Genomic DNA, 14,700 nt, shown 5'->3' with positions numbered 1-14,700 from the left:
TTTATATATCCGTTGACAGGATGATCAATAGATAAAATAAATATTATAGACATTTAGCATAGAAAATCATAATTTGAATTCAAAAATTACGCATGATAAAATTAAAACATCAGATGGGCGGTTCTATTTTGTGTGAAATAGAAAGCTGCAAAAATGAGGAGGTTAACAGATGAATATCGGAGTAACGCAGATTAGTCCAAGGGCTGTACAAAGAGAGGCAGAAAAACGCTTTAAAGGCGGGTATTATTGTTGTGAAGCGCTTATGAGTGCTATGCGCGATGAATTTAAGCTGGATGTTCCAGAGGAAGTGATTGCGATGGCTTCTGGAATGGCGGTGGGAGCGGGAAAATCAGGATGTGTCTGCGGTGCGTTTAACGGCGGCGTTTTGGCACTGGGAATGTTCTTTGGGCGCACAGAACAGAACGGTCCGGCAGACCCAAAGAGCGTCAAATGTATGGAGCTGACACATGAGCTGCATGATTGGTTTAAGGCGGAAAATGGTAAAAACGCTATTTGTTGTAGGGTTTTGACCAAGGAATTCAACATGGGGCAGGGCGAACATAAAGAGCAGTGTATATTCTTTACGGGATTATGCGCATGGAAGGTGGCGCAGATCGTCTGCCGTGAGCTTGGTATTAAAAATATTGATGAGATTGATGCACCTGCGCAGCGACGCAGTATAGCTGAAATTTAACGAAAAAACACGCCTGTAAGGGATGAAAAATATGATCAAGAAAGTACCAGTCCCAATTTGTGGAGTGATGCTTGGAACAGCCGCATTGGGTAATTTGCTTCAAAGCTATTCGGAGACAATTCGTCAATTGTGCGGTGTCTTTGCAGCGTTTCTCCTTATTTTGGTGATATTAAAGCTAATTATGTTTCCAAACGCAGTCAAAGAAGATATGAATAACCCGATCATGGCAAGCGTCGCAGGGACATTTTCCATGGCGTTGATGATTTTAAGTACATATGTGAAACCGATGATCGGACAGGCTGCATATTATATTTGGCTCCTTGCAATCGTTCTTCATATTGTATTGATTGTATATTTCACAATAAAGTTTCTGATAAAATTACAAATTGAGAAGGTATTTGCAAGCTATTATATTGTATATGTGGGAATTGCAGTTGCAGCGATCACCGCGCCTGTCTATGAAAAACAGGCCATCGGCAGTGCGGCATTCTGGTTTGGATTTGTTACATTGCTCCTGTTATTGCTCCTGGTGACTTACAGATATATAAAATTTCCAAAAGTCCCTGATCCTGCAAAGCCATTGTTGTGCATTTATGCAGCGCCCACCAGCCTTTGCCTTGCCGGCTATATCCAATCTGTGTCGCCGAAATCTTACAGCTTCCTGGTGGGCTTATTTGTGGTTGCGACAGCTCTTTATATCTTTGCATTGGTAAAAGCGATTGGATATTTGAAGCTGCCGTTTTATCCGAGCTATGCCGCGTTCACTTTTCCATTTGTAATCAGCGCCATCGCTGCAAAACAAACCATGGCCTGTATGGCGAATATGGGGTGTCCCGCGCCGTTTTTGCAGTATGTGGTGCTCATTGAGACGGTCATTGCGGTCCTATTGGTGATATATACCTATTTCAGGTTTATGATTTTCCTATTCGCAAGCCAGAAATAGAATGGATACGCAGCAGCAAAGATGTTTGGGGTTTGCCTGAAAATAGAAATATTTGGAAATCTTGTTTTTTTAAACAGCCCCAGGCAGGCAATCGATCATAAAGCGGTGGCAGTGATTTATATTAAGTAATAGATCAGCATGCATTGGGAAAAAGGAGGGCGAGAGGCTGTTGCCTCTCGCCCTCCTTTATAGTTTTTGTAATGAATAAGCAGTAAACCATCAGCAGCCTTTAATAAAGGCGATGGTATCACGCGTACCGTTGGCAATAAAGGAGATGTCGTCTCCGCAGGATATGAAATGGATGCCGCGCGCAATCCAATCCCGGATATATTGGCGGTCGTTTGGTCCAATGGAGGTGCCGAAAATTTTGCCGGCAGCTTTGCATTTTTGTGCGATTTCGTCAAAAAGAGCGACAACCTCAGGATGTTGCGTGTCGCCCAGGCGTCCAATGGAGCCGGACAGGTCGTTTGGACCGACAACATATGCGTCAATCCCGTCGACCTGAAAGATTTCCTCAAGATTTTTAACAGCCTTGATATGTTCAATCTGGGCGATGCGTAAAAAGCGTTTGGAGGCGTTTTCAAGATAGCTGTCGCCTGGTATCGCACCGTAGCGGTTGGCGCGGCGAGGGCCGAATCCGCGTGCGCCCTTTGGAGGATAAAGACACGCGTCTGCAAACCGCTGCGCTTCCTCACGCGTGCAGACCATGGGGGAAATAATACCGTCCGGACCCATTTCCAGAACCGGCTTGATGAAGGCGGGATCGTTGACAGTCACCCGGACGATCGCAGCCGCGCCAGCGTTGTTGGCGGCGACAATGCTTTGCAGGATTTTTTCTTTGTCAAAAGGGCCATGCTCGGCGTCGATCCAGATGAAATCGTATCCCCAACAGGCCATTTCCTCGGAAATGGAAGCGTCGGTAAAAAAAACATGGCCGCCGACAGCAAGTTCTGGACTTGAAAATTTATCCATCAGTTGTTTGGCTCTGTTCACGCATTACACTCCGTTCATATGTATGATAGTAGTACAGGTATAGCGTAATACAATAGACAAAGAAAGGCAATATAAATAGATAAATTCTACCCTTTGACTAAAAAATGTGGATATGTTTCGTTATAACTTACGGCACACAGGTTTCCTATTGACAAGAGGAACGACATATTGTACCATTGTATTAGATCGAGTCATACAGTTGGAAAATAAAATTATTTTTTTCAGGATGCTGTCCCCAAGCGGGGGGAATTTTGGTTATTAGTAATAACAGCAATTTGATGCGACAAAGGAGGATTTGAAATGCAGCGGCGAACATCGGTGGACAATATGTTCGAACAGCTCCATCAGCTTTATATGCCGCGGCTGTACCATACGGCGGTTTATCTGCTTGGAAATCGCGCTGCGGCCGAGGAGGCGGCCGGCCAGGCTTTTACCGCAGCGTTTCTGGAGCTTCATGTCGCTGATGAGCGTGTTTTTCGCCTCAAGGCGGCGCGCCATCTCTTTGCGCTTTGCATGCGGTACGCACAGCAGCCATATGGTTCAGACGAAATTGTACCTTTGCAAAGTGCGCGTGCGATGGAGATTTTGAAAAACTTATCTGATCTTGATTTTCAGGAGCGTATAGCAGTTGTATTCATCTGTGTGTATGGATGTTCCCTGCGGGAATTGGCGCATATCCAGCGTGTGCCGGAATGGGCTGTCGCAGCCCGGCTGGAAGGCTCGTTTGGCAAATTATGTGGTATGCGGACATGCGCTGCTGTCTCTGGCTGATATCATGCGCAATATTCTGCATGATATTTTGTGAAATTTATTTTTGAATTCTTGTGTAAATCCGCGGTTCCGGATCGTTATCTATTATCATAACATATGTTTCTTAAAAACAGATCCTAAGTGGGAGGCAGGATTATGAAACACCAGATCAGCGGCAGAACCCTGATATCATGGCTGTTCCTTTTACTCGCATGTCTGGCACTCGTGGGCGCGGGCGGCCTGTTGCTCTCAGGCTGCGGCAGCCGCGGACCGGAATACCAACAGGTTGTTAACGAGGTCAATAAAAAGTATGGGGCGCATATGACGGTTGATTTTAATGGGACGGACATTACGCCCGAGCAATTGCGCGCGCATCTGGAAGCTGTGGCGCAGGCGCAACGCCTTTGAGGGGGGCGTGATCCGTCTATGGCGCAGGGCCGATTTGCCGCAAACTTCCAGTTGCATTATTGAAGCGAAGCCAGGGGCTGTTAAAAAAATGAAAATGAACCGACGGGCCGCCCATGTGAAGTGGGCGGCCCGCTGCTTGTTAATGGAGTCTGACCGGCGGTCACTGGATGCCGCATGGCAGATACAGGATAAATGTCGCGCCGCCTCCGGGCGTGTCGCGCAGCGTCAGCTTGCCGCGATGCAGAGAGGCGATTTCCCGCGCAATTGAAAGGCCAAGTCCATAATGCTCCTTTTTACTGCGCGACACGTCCGCGCGGTAGAAGCGTTCAAACACACGCTCCCGCAGCGCATCCGGTATCCCGGGACCGTTGTCGGAGACGATCAGTTCAATACCGCCGCGCCGCCTGGCTGCAAAAAGCCTGATTTCACCGCCGGGGGGCGTATATGAGACGGCATTATCAAGCAGGATCGCCAGCGCCTGCCCGATGCGCTGGCGGTCACAACAGCATTTTGGAAGGGGATCGTCGGGAAGGGAAACATGGATGCGGATTTGTTTTTGTGCCGCGGCTGGTTCGTGCCATTCAGCGGCGTTGAGCAGCAGGGTTTCCAAATCTGTTTCCTCGCGGATAATGGACCAGGAGCCGCTGTCCGCACTGGCAAGCGTTAGCATATCGTCTACCAGGCGGCTCATGCGCGCGCATTCATTGGTCACACTGTCGAAAAAATGCGCGGCCCGTTCAGGCGGCGCCTCACGCACCGCCGAGACGCTCGCCTGTATGACAGCGAGCGGAGAGCGCAGCTCATGCGAGGCCGCGGATACAAAATCAGCCTGTCGCTGCCGGTTGACGGCAATCGGCCTGATGGCGCGCGCTGTGAAATACCGTGCGAACAACCACAGCAGCAAAATTGCCACCACAGTCAATACCGCAAAGGTCGCGCCGAGGCGAAGGAGCGAAATTCGCTCAGCTGTACGCGGTTTGACTGCCGACAGCGACAGCCAGCCTCCCGGAATCGGTACAGATGAAACCGCCGCGCGGCATTGGCCGAGAACAGGATCATTCATCATAAAAATGACTGTTTGCGGCTGCACACGCATTTGGGGTGGCTTTGACGCGTCGAACCCAAACAGGCGCATCGATTCTGCTTTGGTGCGGGCTGACAGGGAGGCGTGCAGTCCGTCGTCCCACGCGTTGTTGTAGAGAAGGGGCTTGCCGCCGTCCTCGATATACAATAACATACCAGTGTTTGATTCCGTCTGTGTATACCAGGTATGGCTGATCACATTTTGACTGGCAAGGTGGTAGAATACCGCGTTGAGATCGCTCAAAAAGAGCTTATCATCACGCGCGCGGAGCTGCACTGATGAGACGGCAAACGATCCGGCCGCCATACCGATCAGGATAATGCTGGTCACGGCTGTACAGACAAGCGTCAAACGGCGGCGAAGCTGCTCAAACACAGCCATCCTCCAACTGATAACCGACGCCGCGGACAGTCCGGATAGAGACGGTGCTTCCGGCCGCTTTTAAGCGGCGGCGGAGAAAGTGGATGTAATTGTCAAGATTGCCGTCCTCCACTTCCGCATCAGGTCCCCAGACACGTGTCAGCAACATAGAGCGCGGCAAGGTTTGCCCGTGATTTGCAAGCAGGATTTCCATAAGCGCGGCCTCACGCTTGGAGAGAGAGCAGCCGCCGCCTGGTCCAGTGAGGGTTTTTTGTGCGGCGTCAAAGGCGGCGTCCCCAACCTGAAGCACACGTGCGCTTTCCCATTGACGAGGCCTGCGCTGCATGGCGCGTACGCGCGCGAGCAGCTCCTCCACGGCGAACGGCTTGACAAGATAGTCGTCTGCACCTGCGTCGAGCCCTTCAACGCGCTGGCCAATACCGCCGAGCGCCGTCACAAGCAGAACCGGCGCCGTATGCCCCTGCGCGCGCAGACGCTTTAGTAGCTCCACACCGTCCGCAGACGGTAGCATCCGGTCCAGCAGGATCAGATCATGCGCCTGTTCACGTGCCCAGCGAAACCCATTGTCGCCGTCATGGCATACATCGACAGTATAACCTTCCCTTTCAAGTGCGAAACGCATCGCTTCGCACAGCTTTTCGTCATCCTCAATAATCAGAATCCGCATAGCGGTTCCTCCTTGCTGCTGTCATACTCAAGGTCAAGCCATTTGACCTGAAATTAGTATAACATAGCTTCCTAAAATGTTTCTTTAAATTTGCAGAAAACTTAGAGATTTGTGTGATAAAGTGTTTGTATTCAGAAAAACAGGAGGCCGAATGATGAACGGTTTTTTGAAACGGGCCGCCGCATGTATGCTGGCGGCCGCCATGCTTATACTCAGCGCATGCTCCGGCGGTATGCAGCCGGGCGGCAGCAGTCTGCCGGACGGAAGCGGCGACGGCGTTGCCATGGGACGCTACATAGAGGAGGAATATGCGGTGCCGGATGGCGCCGGTTATATTTCAGGCATGACCCGGCTGGCGGACGGTACGCTGGAGATGGTCTGCAATCTCGATGCCGGCCGGATGCTCGGCCCATGGTATCTGTATACCTCCTCCGACAATGGAGCGCGTTGGACACAAAAGCAAATCGCCTGGCCGGAGGAGCTGAATACAGAGCTTTCAAACATGCAGTTCGCAGCTTGGGATAACCAGGGCGGTCTATATCTTTATTATTCGACGATTACACAGGAACAGCTCGACGCGATGATGGGCGGCGCGACTTCCGATGAGACGGCGTCCGCACCAGCTGGGGAAGGACAGGCACAGGCGTCCTTCGACGACGCGCCGTCCGCAGACGCGCAAGCCGGCCGGGAGGATACCGGTGAAACGCAGGAGCAGATTCCGTCGGACACCTTCCTCTATATCGCGCCGGACGGAACCATTCGCGTGATCGACTGGGAATTGCCCACCGATAAAAGCGGTGCGGGCCCAATCGGCCTGCAAGTGGCGGAAAATGGAGATCTGCTGATAAACTGTTATTTCAGCATCGCCCAGGTCGACTCTGAGACAGGTGCGGTAAAAAACCGTTATCTCGAGGATCACTTTTCACAGAACTTCTCCTACATCAGCTTTAAGAACACGCTTGCTGTTTCGGAGGGCGGACCGGAAATTGATCTGTACGATTTGAATACAGGGGAAAAGGCTGGGACCATCGCCGCCTCGGCCGATGTAAACGACAAGGAGACACGCGGTGTTTTCATGAACATTGGGGAGAACAGCGTCACCCGGGCTATGGCGCTGGACCCGGACGGAGAATCGCTCTATTTTGCCGACAAAACCGGCATTTATCGCCATGTGATCGGCGGATCCGTAACAGAAAAGCTGGTCGACGGCGAACTGTGCTCGCTGACCATGCCGTCATATTTGATGTATAATCTGGTCGTCTGCGACGACGGAAGTCTGGTGACGATGCTTTATGGCGATGTGGGGGAGTGGCCGCTGTTTCACTATGCCTATTCCGCTGATACGCCAACCGTTCCCTCAACGGAACTGCGCGTCTTTTCGCTCTATGAAAACGCCACCGTTCGTCAGGCGATGGGCGTTTATCAGCGCCAAAATCCTGATGTACGCATAAGCTACGAGGCGGCGCTCACAAGTGACAGCGCCATGACCGCTTCTGATGCGATGCGCACACTGTCTACCGAGCTGCTGGCAGGCGAAGGACCTGATATTTTAATTCTGGACGGTATGCCGGTCGCTTCTTACATTGAAAAAGGCGTGCTGCTTGATCTCGCGCCCACCTATAACGAACGTATTACATCCGGTGGACTGCTGAAAAATGTGGCTGAAAGCTACCGGCAGACAGATGGAACATTGCCGGCGGTTCCTGCCCGCTTCGGCGCGCCGTTGCTTTTGGCGGACGACGGTGTCAATCCAAAGAACCTTACCAAGTTTGTCGACTGGCTGATCGCGCAGGAGGGAACGCTGGAATCCAGCCGGATCGGCGGCGTTTTGGCGGAGCTGTCTGCGAATGCCCTGCTGCCGGTGTTCTATCCTGTGTGTTCGCCCGCGTGGTATAACGAGGACGGTACGGTACGCACAGAACAGATCCGTGCATTTTTGTCAGACATCAAGCGCCTGACAGATTTGGAACACGATCCGCAGTTTCAGGAGGATGACGGCTCGGCTGCCATTGATTTTAATGCCATTGATTTTAAATGGGATGGCATCAAATGGGCTTACAACAAGCTGGCGGCGTCTCTTGGGGAAGTACTGTCCATGGCGGATATCGCTTATCCCGACGCGTATATCCAGCACAAGGGGCAGGGGCGTCTGACCCCGCTGCCGGGACAGGCGCAAAACGTCTTTATACCGCGCACGGTGCTGGGCGTGAACGCTTCCAGCAGACAACAGGATCGAGCGCTCTTGTTTATCGATTTGCTTTTATCACAGCAGATCCAGCAAAATGATTTTGAAGATGGGATGCCGGTCAATGCGGATGCGTTTGCCGGGGTACAAAAAGATCCGTATCAGCCATATGACGATGGAATGTATCTCTCACTCTCCTATACCGACGACGAGAACGTGGAGGTGTCGCTTGAGATGAGGGTGCGCTGGCCATCCGAAGCGTTTATGAAGGAGACAGCCGCGATGCTGGAGGGACTTGACACGCCGTCGCCGTCCAATGCGGTCATTGAGCAAATGCTGACAGACGAAACAAAGGATTACTTCGCAGGCAGAAAATCGCTCGATGAGACGGTTAACGCCTTTACGCAGAAACTGAATCTCTATCTTTCTGAATAATGCGTTTGAGTATACGCGGGATAAGCGGGCGCGGCGCCCGCGCAGGGATTTGCTTTATCCTTCCGAGCGTACTGGGCGTGTTTGTGTTCGTCCTTGTCCCATTTCTTGATGTGGTGCGCCGCTCATTTTTCGGCGCGATGAACGGGATGTTTGTGGGGCTGCAAAACTACGCTTCGGTTCTGGAAAACAGGGCTTTTCAGCTCGCGGCGGGCAATACGCTGCGATTTATGGGGGTCTGTATGCCGTTGCTGCTTGTGCTGTCGCTGACAGTTGCGCTTGCACTGTACGGAAATCCGCGGTGTGCCGGCGTGTTTAAAACAACGTTTTTGATCCCAATGGCGGTACCGATCGCATCGGTCGTGCTGTTGTGGCAGGCTTTGTTTCATCAAAACGGTTTGTTGAACGGTTTGATCGACCGATTCGGCGGCCAACCCGTCGCCTGGATGGACAGCGGCGCAGCGTTCTATGTGTTGGTCGGCAGTTATATCTGGAAAAATCTCGGCTATAATGTGGTGCTGTGGCTGGCCGGGCTGGCGGGGATCTCTCCGTCCATCTATGAGGCGGCCGCCGTGGACGGCGCAGGCGCGTGGACCATTTTTTGGCGTATCACGCTGCCAAACCTGCTGCCGTCCCTGTTCACCATCACGGTGCTTTCATTTCTCAACGCCTTCAAGGTGTTCCGGGAAGCATACCTTGTAGCGGGTGATTATCCGCATGACAGCATGTACCTGCTCCAACATCTTTTTAACAACTGGTTCCGGGAGCTTTCCATGGATAAGCTGGCGGCCGGGGCGGTGATGACGGCTGGGGTCATCCTGTTTTTAATCCTGCTCCTGCGCCGTGCATGGGAAACAGAATAGAAAAGATTTCTGGGTTGGGAGGATTTCATGCGCAGGCTGAAAAAGTGGCTGATTTTACTCTTTTTGATCATACTGTCGATCGTGGTGTGGTTTCCGCTCGCATTTTTGCTGAGCGGGTCGTTTATAGGGACGCAGGAGGTGCTGCAAAAGCTTGGTCCTGTGCTCGGCGATATGAAGGGATTCGCTTCCTGGAGCCTGATTCCGCAGTATCCGACGCTGCGTCCCTATGTGGAATTGCTGCTTGATTCGCCGCAGTTCTTTGTAATGTTCTGGAATTCCGCCCGTTTGACAGCCGGCGTCCTGATTGGTCAGGTACTTGTCGGCGTTCCGGCGGCATGGGGGTTTGCACGGTACGATTTTCCTGGAAAGGGCGCGCTGTTTACGCTCTATATTGTTTTGATGCTTATGCCGTTTCAGGTCACGATGGTATCAAACTATCTGGTACTCAATCGTTTTTCTCTGCTGGACACGCACTTGGGAATTATACTGCCCGCCGTGTTTTCCACCTTCCCGGTATTCATCATGTACCGGTTTTTTCGCGGGATTCCGCATTCATTAATCGAATCCGCACGGCTGGATGGAGCGAGCGAGTGGCAAATCTTTTGGCGCATTGGCCTGCCGCTTGGTTCGGCCGGCGTCATGTCGGCGATGGTCCTCGGCTTTCTCGAATGCTGGAGCATGATAGAACAGCCGATGACATTTCTGAAAGACCGTTCGCTCTGGCCGCTTTCGCTCTATCTGCCGGATATTGTAGCCGGCCGTGCAGGGCTGGCGCTTGCCGCGTCGGTGACGGCGCTGATTCCGGCGATTTTGGTGTTCCTGTATGGGCAGACCTATTTGGAACAAGGCATCATTGCAGCCGGTGTAAAGGAATGAAACGATGAAGCTTGAAGATGTTCTCAATTACAGCCCCGATCGCACGGCTGTCCCGCTGCGAAAGCGCGCGTTGCGTTGGCTGGCGGCATTCCTTGCGGTTATGGCTGTATGTACCGTGCTTTCACGTGCCGCTGATTCTCTCACGGTCGCCGTTGTAACGACACAGCATCCGGAGTCCGGCGCGGTGCAGCATACCGTCGAAGCCGACGGGACGCTTGAAGCGCAGGGGGAAATCGCTGTTTTCACGCTTGAAGGGATGCGCGTGCGCAGCGTGGGCGCCCGGGCCGGGGAGCGCGTAGCGGCTGGCGATGTCCTGTTCACGGTCGATCCGGACGATATCGCGCGCAAGCTGACCGAACAGCAGTTGGAGTTGCAAAAGCTCCAGCTTTCTCTCAGCCAGATGCAGCAGAACGCAAAGACGCAGGCTGAGCGCGACGCGCTTGCTGAAATCCGCGCGCAGGAGGATTTTGACATCGCTGCGGATAAGCTTGACCTGCGGATCAAGCAGGCGGGGGAGGACCGCCGCCGCGCTAAAAACGCGTTGCGCGACTATAAAAATGAAACGGATTTCGAGGAGGCGGACGAGGATTTAAACGACTACGACCTCGATCCAACCTATATCTCTCTGCGAGATGATTATCGGGCCAAACAGCTAGCTTACGAGGAGGCTGTCGCCGAACAGCGCGACGAGCAGGTGAAGCTGGAACGCGCGCTGGAGGATTTGCGTTTTAGAGATGTTGATAATCAGGCGCAGATTCAAGCGGTTGAATGCAGCCTGAAGCAGTTGGAGATCGCACGCTTGACAGAACTTTCGGCCGCAGGCGGCGAGGTGACGGCGCCGTCCGACGCCATAGTGACCTCGATTGATGTCAAGGCTGGCGGTCAGACAGGGACGCAGGCCGCTGTGATGCTTGCCGGTCAGGAAACGGGTCTGCGTTTTACAGCGGAAATCCCAAAGGAGGAGCAGAAATATATTTCCTCCGGCGACGCGGTTATGTTGGCGTTGCCTGACCATTCAAAGGTGGAGGCGGTTGTGGAAAGCATCGTGGCCATTGAGGAAAAAAACGGATGGCTCAGGCTGACGGCGCTTTTGCCGGCGGGTGAGGGGACGCCCGGCGCGCTTGCATCCATGACGGCACAGAAGCGAAGCTCCAGTTATCCGACCTGCATCCCGGTCGACGCGCTGCACAGCGATGGAAATCAGGATTATGTTTATGTTTTGCGGACCACAGAAACTGTGCTGGGAACGGAACAGACCGTCCAACGCGTCGATGTGACCGTGCAGGAGAAAAATGAGTCGCGCGCCGCCGTCACAGGTGCGCTCGATTCCACAGACGACGTGATTGTGACAAGCAATAAAACGATCGGCAGCGGCGACCGTGCGCGCGTGGAGGCTGCTGAATGACGGCCCTTCTGCGCCGCGCGCCCTGCTGGGCTGCCTTGGCGTTGACAATTATTTGCTGGTCGTTTTCGATTACATATGCGCGTGCAGCTTTTGAATGCGGCGGGCGCGCCGTGCTTCGGCTTGATGGATATACCCTCAACGCAGCGGCCGTGGACGCGTTGTTTGACACACAGGCACGCCTGCCGTCGTCTGTCAGGTTTTCGGTCTGGCGGCAGGATGACCGGAAAACAGTTAAAAATAAGGAGCTCGGACGGTCCTGTACAGCTTCTGTTCTGTTGGTGCGCGGCGATGCGTCCCTGATGCTGCCGTCCGGCGCCGTGCTTTCCGACGAGGACCGTTCCGGCTGCTTGATCGACCGGGAGACAGCTTTGGCGCTATACGGCGATGAAAGTCCGATTGGCGCGCAGCTATTATACGATGAGCGTGTTTATACAGTGCGCGGTGTATTCGCGTCTTTATCTGGCACGGTCGTTCTGCGCGCGCCGTCCTCCGAAACAATGATGTTTGACCGTATCACGCTTGATACCGCAGGGCAGCTTTCCGGGCGTGAAGCCGCGCGGCAGTTCGCTGCACGGCATAGCCTCACGGACTCGCTGATCATTACAACTGAATCTATCGCAGCCTGGGGTGGGCTGTTTATGCGTCTGCCCGGTATCGTGATGGGCGGCGCGCTGATCTGTGCATGGCTTACGATGGCGCATAGCAGGCGCGCCTGGCCGGTACGGATGGCTTGTTGGATGTCGGCAGCAGCGGCGGTCCTGGTTTTGTATTTATGGATCATGGATGTACACCCCGCTGTCCCGCAGGATTTGGTACCGACCCGGTGGTCCGATTTTGAATTTTGGGCGCGTCTGTTTGAGGAGCGCCGCAGGGAGCTGATGGAATATATCTGGATGAAAAAGGAACGCCCAGATATCCTGCTTTTGACCCGGCTGGGTAGTTCGGCTTTGGCTGGCTGCGGCGCCTTGTTTTTTTGGAGCGGCGCGCGCCGCTCGCCAGTGGCGGGACTGGGGGACTTTCTTTTTACGTTGGCTGTGTGTCTGCTGAGCGCTTTTTGCGGCGTACTTCTCACTGGCGGCACAGCGTGGATGCTTTGGATTTGCGCGCCGCTTTTCTTTATACTCCGGCGCTTTCTGGAAACAACGGCAAAGGGCGGGATCGTTTGATCCCGCCCTTTGCCGTTTTCAGTTAGAACCCATGAGGTTTTCTGCAAACTTGCGCAGCTCATTCTCCGTCGTAATTTTTACGGCGCTCTGCTTGATCGTCTCTTGGACATACATTGGCAAAGAAGCGAAATACTGCTGCATCTGCGGGTCGTTAAAACAATCCGGCATGCTTACCACCTCCAAACATATTTTATCCTGTCTGCTGGGCGTTCAGTCAGAGAAATTTATCCAATTGCTGGCGGTGTAGATGGCAGGCTTTGGACAAACGCCCGCATTTCCTGTTTGGAGCGGATTTGATGTGTGCGTTCAATAACAGCGTACTGCTGTGCCGGTGAAAGCGATGCGAAATATTCCATCGCGTTGAGGTTTTCGGCGAGCGCCATCCCCAGTCCCATCGGAATTTCAGGACCGTTTACATAGTTGGCCACAAAAAATCACCTCAATGATTAGTATAAACCTTGTGCGTCCGTTTAAACGTTGCGGGAACTGTTGGCGTTATCCGGCATAAACTGAACTATCTGACATATGAAAGAAGGCGAAGCAGTGGATTTAAGAGGCGGACGCATTACGATCGGCGAACTGTTGTCCCGGCCGGATGTGCGGGCAAGAGTACAGAACGCCTTTCCGGGAGTATTAAACAGCCCGCTTGCGGCGCGGGTTAATGGACTTACATTGAACGGCGCGCTGCAAATGGCAGCGCGCTATGTGCCGCGTGCCAGACTGGACCAGCTGGTTAGAGAACTTGAATCTATGTAGAAGAGAGGGCGGGGCGCATCCGCCCCGCCCTCGTCTTATTTGTCACCCGCAAGCAGGTTTTCCGCATAACGGTGCAATTCGTCCATACTATGGACATTGTCGCTGCGCTGCTGGATCATGCCCTGAACATAATCGGGCAGGGACATAAAATAGGATTTCGCGCGGCTGTCGGCGCTGAGAAGTTCATTCAAACCGGTGGTATTCTTTTTATGAGACATATTTATTTCCTCCGTATTTTAAAGCTCTGTTTTCCAAAGTCCGTGCAGATTGCACCAGGCGTAAACGCAAACGGGACTGTCATCTCTGGCGACAGTGAAAACCGCGACCGGGTCCTCGTCAACCGGCAGCGCACGAAGCTGCCAGCCTCGGCGCGTCACAAGACAGACCCATCCAATGCTGTGCTCCTTTGTCATTGGATGGAAGGCGCTGCCGACGCTGACTTTGAGGGAACCGCCCTCCATTTCAACAACAGGGACGTGCTTTTCAGTCGCCCCATCGGAAGTGTTTGCATTCAGATATTCCATCGCCTGCCCGCCGCAGCTAAGGCTGCCGTTGCCGCAGATCAGCGCAGCAAGTACGTCGCCTGACTTAGTGGCGAAAAATTTTGGCTGATTCATTGTTTTTGGACCTCCAATCCTGATGAATATCAATAGTGTTTGCAGCTTGTGGTTGCTTATACAGAGCATATGAAGTATGCTGCCGGAACCTTTATATGGGAAATCTGACATTGAATTTGTTCACAATCTTGTGATAGATCATATATTTTTGTATATAGTCACTATTTTTCTTTCCAGAAAATTGACAAATAAAACGAACGTGGTATAATAACCGCAAAGCGGTTATTATACCATATTATGGCCAGGGCGATACGCGGGCGCGGCCCGCTGCCGCCCAAATGGCCAATTGTACCATGCCGCTTCGCGATCACGGTACAATAACCGCAAAGCGGTTATTATACCAGCGTTATGGCCAGGGCGATACGCGGGCGCGGCCTTTGGTGGGTCGTTATGATGCCTTGAAATCACGATGCGTTGATTACAGCGATTTTGTTACGTTCCGTATATTTTATGAACATAGAGCCATAGACAGGTTAAATG

Annotated in this window: 17 protein-coding genes; 10 read left to right on the top strand and 7 right to left on the bottom strand. The window is 52.8% G+C overall.

The features are described from left to right. The first annotated feature begins 169 nt into the window (after positions 1–169). Together FMM72_RS06645 and FMM72_RS06640 are read left to right on the top strand one after the other, a co-directional pair. The gene (locus FMM72_RS06645) at positions 170–694 is read left to right on the top strand and encodes a C-GCAxxG-C-C family protein (protein ID WP_160210485.1); all 525 of its coding nucleotides are present in this window, start codon (positions 170–172) and stop codon (positions 692–694) included. A 31-nt stretch (positions 695–725) separates the two neighbouring features. Next, positions 726–1,637 carry a TDT family transporter gene (locus FMM72_RS06640; protein WP_347561251.1) on the top strand — a complete coding sequence of 304 codons (912 nt, stop codon included), beginning with the start codon at positions 726–728 and terminating at the stop codon, positions 1,635–1,637. A gap of 219 nt (positions 1,638–1,856) precedes the next feature. Here the strand turns inward: FMM72_RS06640 and FMM72_RS06635 are convergent, their stop codons facing one another. Further along, positions 1,857–2,630, bottom strand: coding sequence for an HpcH/HpaI aldolase family protein (locus tag FMM72_RS06635; RefSeq protein WP_160210489.1), 774 nt, complete (start codon positions 2,628–2,630; stop codon positions 1,857–1,859). Between the two features lie 300 nt (positions 2,631–2,930). On the opposite strand from FMM72_RS06635, the gene FMM72_RS06630 reads away from it, so the two are divergent. Both FMM72_RS06630 and FMM72_RS06625 read left to right on the top strand, forming a co-directional pair. Continuing rightward, positions 2,931–3,401: a hypothetical protein gene (locus FMM72_RS06630; protein WP_160210491.1), complete on the top strand. Its 471-nt coding sequence runs from the start codon at positions 2,931–2,933 to the stop codon at positions 3,399–3,401. 135 nt (positions 3,402–3,536) lie between these two features. Next, positions 3,537–3,788, top strand: a complete 252-nt coding sequence (locus FMM72_RS06625) for a hypothetical protein (RefSeq protein ID WP_160210493.1) — start codon at positions 3,537–3,539, stop codon at positions 3,786–3,788. A gap of 160 nt (positions 3,789–3,948) precedes the next feature. Here the strand turns inward: FMM72_RS06625 and FMM72_RS06620 are convergent, their stop codons facing one another. Further along, positions 3,949–5,247: an ATP-binding protein gene (locus FMM72_RS06620; RefSeq protein WP_162220934.1), complete on the bottom strand. Its 1,299-nt coding sequence runs from the start codon at positions 5,245–5,247 to the stop codon at positions 3,949–3,951. Then, positions 5,240–5,920 carry a response regulator transcription factor gene (locus FMM72_RS06615; RefSeq protein ID WP_162220933.1) on the bottom strand — a complete coding sequence of 227 codons (681 nt, stop codon included), beginning with the start codon at positions 5,918–5,920 and terminating at the stop codon, positions 5,240–5,242. The genes FMM72_RS06620 and FMM72_RS06615 overlap by 8 nt, the downstream gene beginning before the upstream one ends. Positions 5,921–6,071: 151 nt before the next feature. Between FMM72_RS06615 and FMM72_RS06610 the strand changes: the two genes are divergently transcribed. The 5 genes from FMM72_RS06610 to FMM72_RS06590 all read left to right on the top strand — a co-directional run bounded on the left by FMM72_RS06610 (position 6,072) and on the right by FMM72_RS06590 (position 12,847). After that, entirely contained in the window at positions 6,072–8,540 is a 2,469-nt protein-coding gene (locus tag FMM72_RS06610; protein ID WP_162220932.1) for an extracellular solute-binding protein, read from the top strand. A 77-nt stretch (positions 8,541–8,617) separates the two neighbouring features. After that, positions 8,618–9,400 carry a carbohydrate ABC transporter permease gene (locus tag FMM72_RS06605; protein WP_367116952.1) on the top strand — a complete coding sequence of 261 codons (783 nt, stop codon included), beginning with the start codon at positions 8,618–8,620 and terminating at the stop codon, positions 9,398–9,400. Between the two features lie 27 nt (positions 9,401–9,427). Then, a complete protein-coding gene (locus FMM72_RS06600) occupies positions 9,428–10,276 on the top strand; it encodes a carbohydrate ABC transporter permease (protein WP_162220930.1) in 849 nt (282 codons plus the stop codon). A gap of 4 nt (positions 10,277–10,280) precedes the next feature. Next, entirely contained in the window at positions 10,281–11,681 is a 1,401-nt protein-coding gene (locus tag FMM72_RS06595) for an efflux RND transporter periplasmic adaptor subunit (protein ID WP_160210507.1), read from the top strand. Further along, entirely contained in the window at positions 11,678–12,847 is a 1,170-nt protein-coding gene (locus FMM72_RS06590) for an ABC transporter permease (protein WP_160210509.1), read from the top strand. The genes FMM72_RS06595 and FMM72_RS06590 overlap by 4 nt, the downstream gene beginning before the upstream one ends. An 18-nt stretch (positions 12,848–12,865) precedes the next feature. Here FMM72_RS06590 and FMM72_RS16950 read toward each other — a convergent pair whose 3' ends face one another. Together FMM72_RS16950 and FMM72_RS06585 are read right to left on the bottom strand one after the other, a co-directional pair. Continuing rightward, positions 12,866–13,015, bottom strand: a complete 150-nt coding sequence (locus FMM72_RS16950) for a hypothetical protein (protein ID WP_006877216.1) — start codon at positions 13,013–13,015, stop codon at positions 12,866–12,868. Between the two features lie 56 nt (positions 13,016–13,071). After that, positions 13,072–13,275, bottom strand: a complete 204-nt coding sequence (locus tag FMM72_RS06585) for a YdeI/OmpD-associated family protein (protein ID WP_180322878.1) — start codon at positions 13,273–13,275, stop codon at positions 13,072–13,074. 115 nt (positions 13,276–13,390) lie between these two features. On the opposite strand from FMM72_RS06585, the gene FMM72_RS06580 reads away from it, so the two are divergent. Beyond that, positions 13,391–13,603, top strand: a complete 213-nt coding sequence (locus FMM72_RS06580) for a hypothetical protein (RefSeq protein WP_160210511.1) — start codon at positions 13,391–13,393, stop codon at positions 13,601–13,603. Between the two features lie 35 nt (positions 13,604–13,638). Here the strand turns inward: FMM72_RS06580 and FMM72_RS06575 are convergent, their stop codons facing one another. Together FMM72_RS06575 and FMM72_RS06570 are read right to left on the bottom strand one after the other, a co-directional pair. Further along, complete coding sequence (locus tag FMM72_RS06575; RefSeq protein ID WP_160210513.1) at positions 13,639–13,821, bottom strand: hypothetical protein; 183 nt, start codon at positions 13,819–13,821, stop codon at positions 13,639–13,641. Between the two features lie 18 nt (positions 13,822–13,839). After that, positions 13,840–14,220 carry a desulfoferrodoxin family protein gene (locus FMM72_RS06570; protein WP_160210515.1) on the bottom strand — a complete coding sequence of 127 codons (381 nt, stop codon included), beginning with the start codon at positions 14,218–14,220 and terminating at the stop codon, positions 13,840–13,842. Positions 14,221–14,700 lie beyond the last annotated feature (480 nt).

It is taken from the genome of Anaerotruncus colihominis, assembly GCF_010206195.1.
In the GTDB taxonomy this organism is placed as follows: domain Bacteria; phylum Bacillota; class Clostridia; order Oscillospirales; family Ruminococcaceae; genus Anaerotruncus; species Anaerotruncus colihominis_A.
The sequence above is the reverse complement of the archived record's forward strand: the minus strand, read 5'-3'. Positions and strand labels throughout refer to the sequence as shown.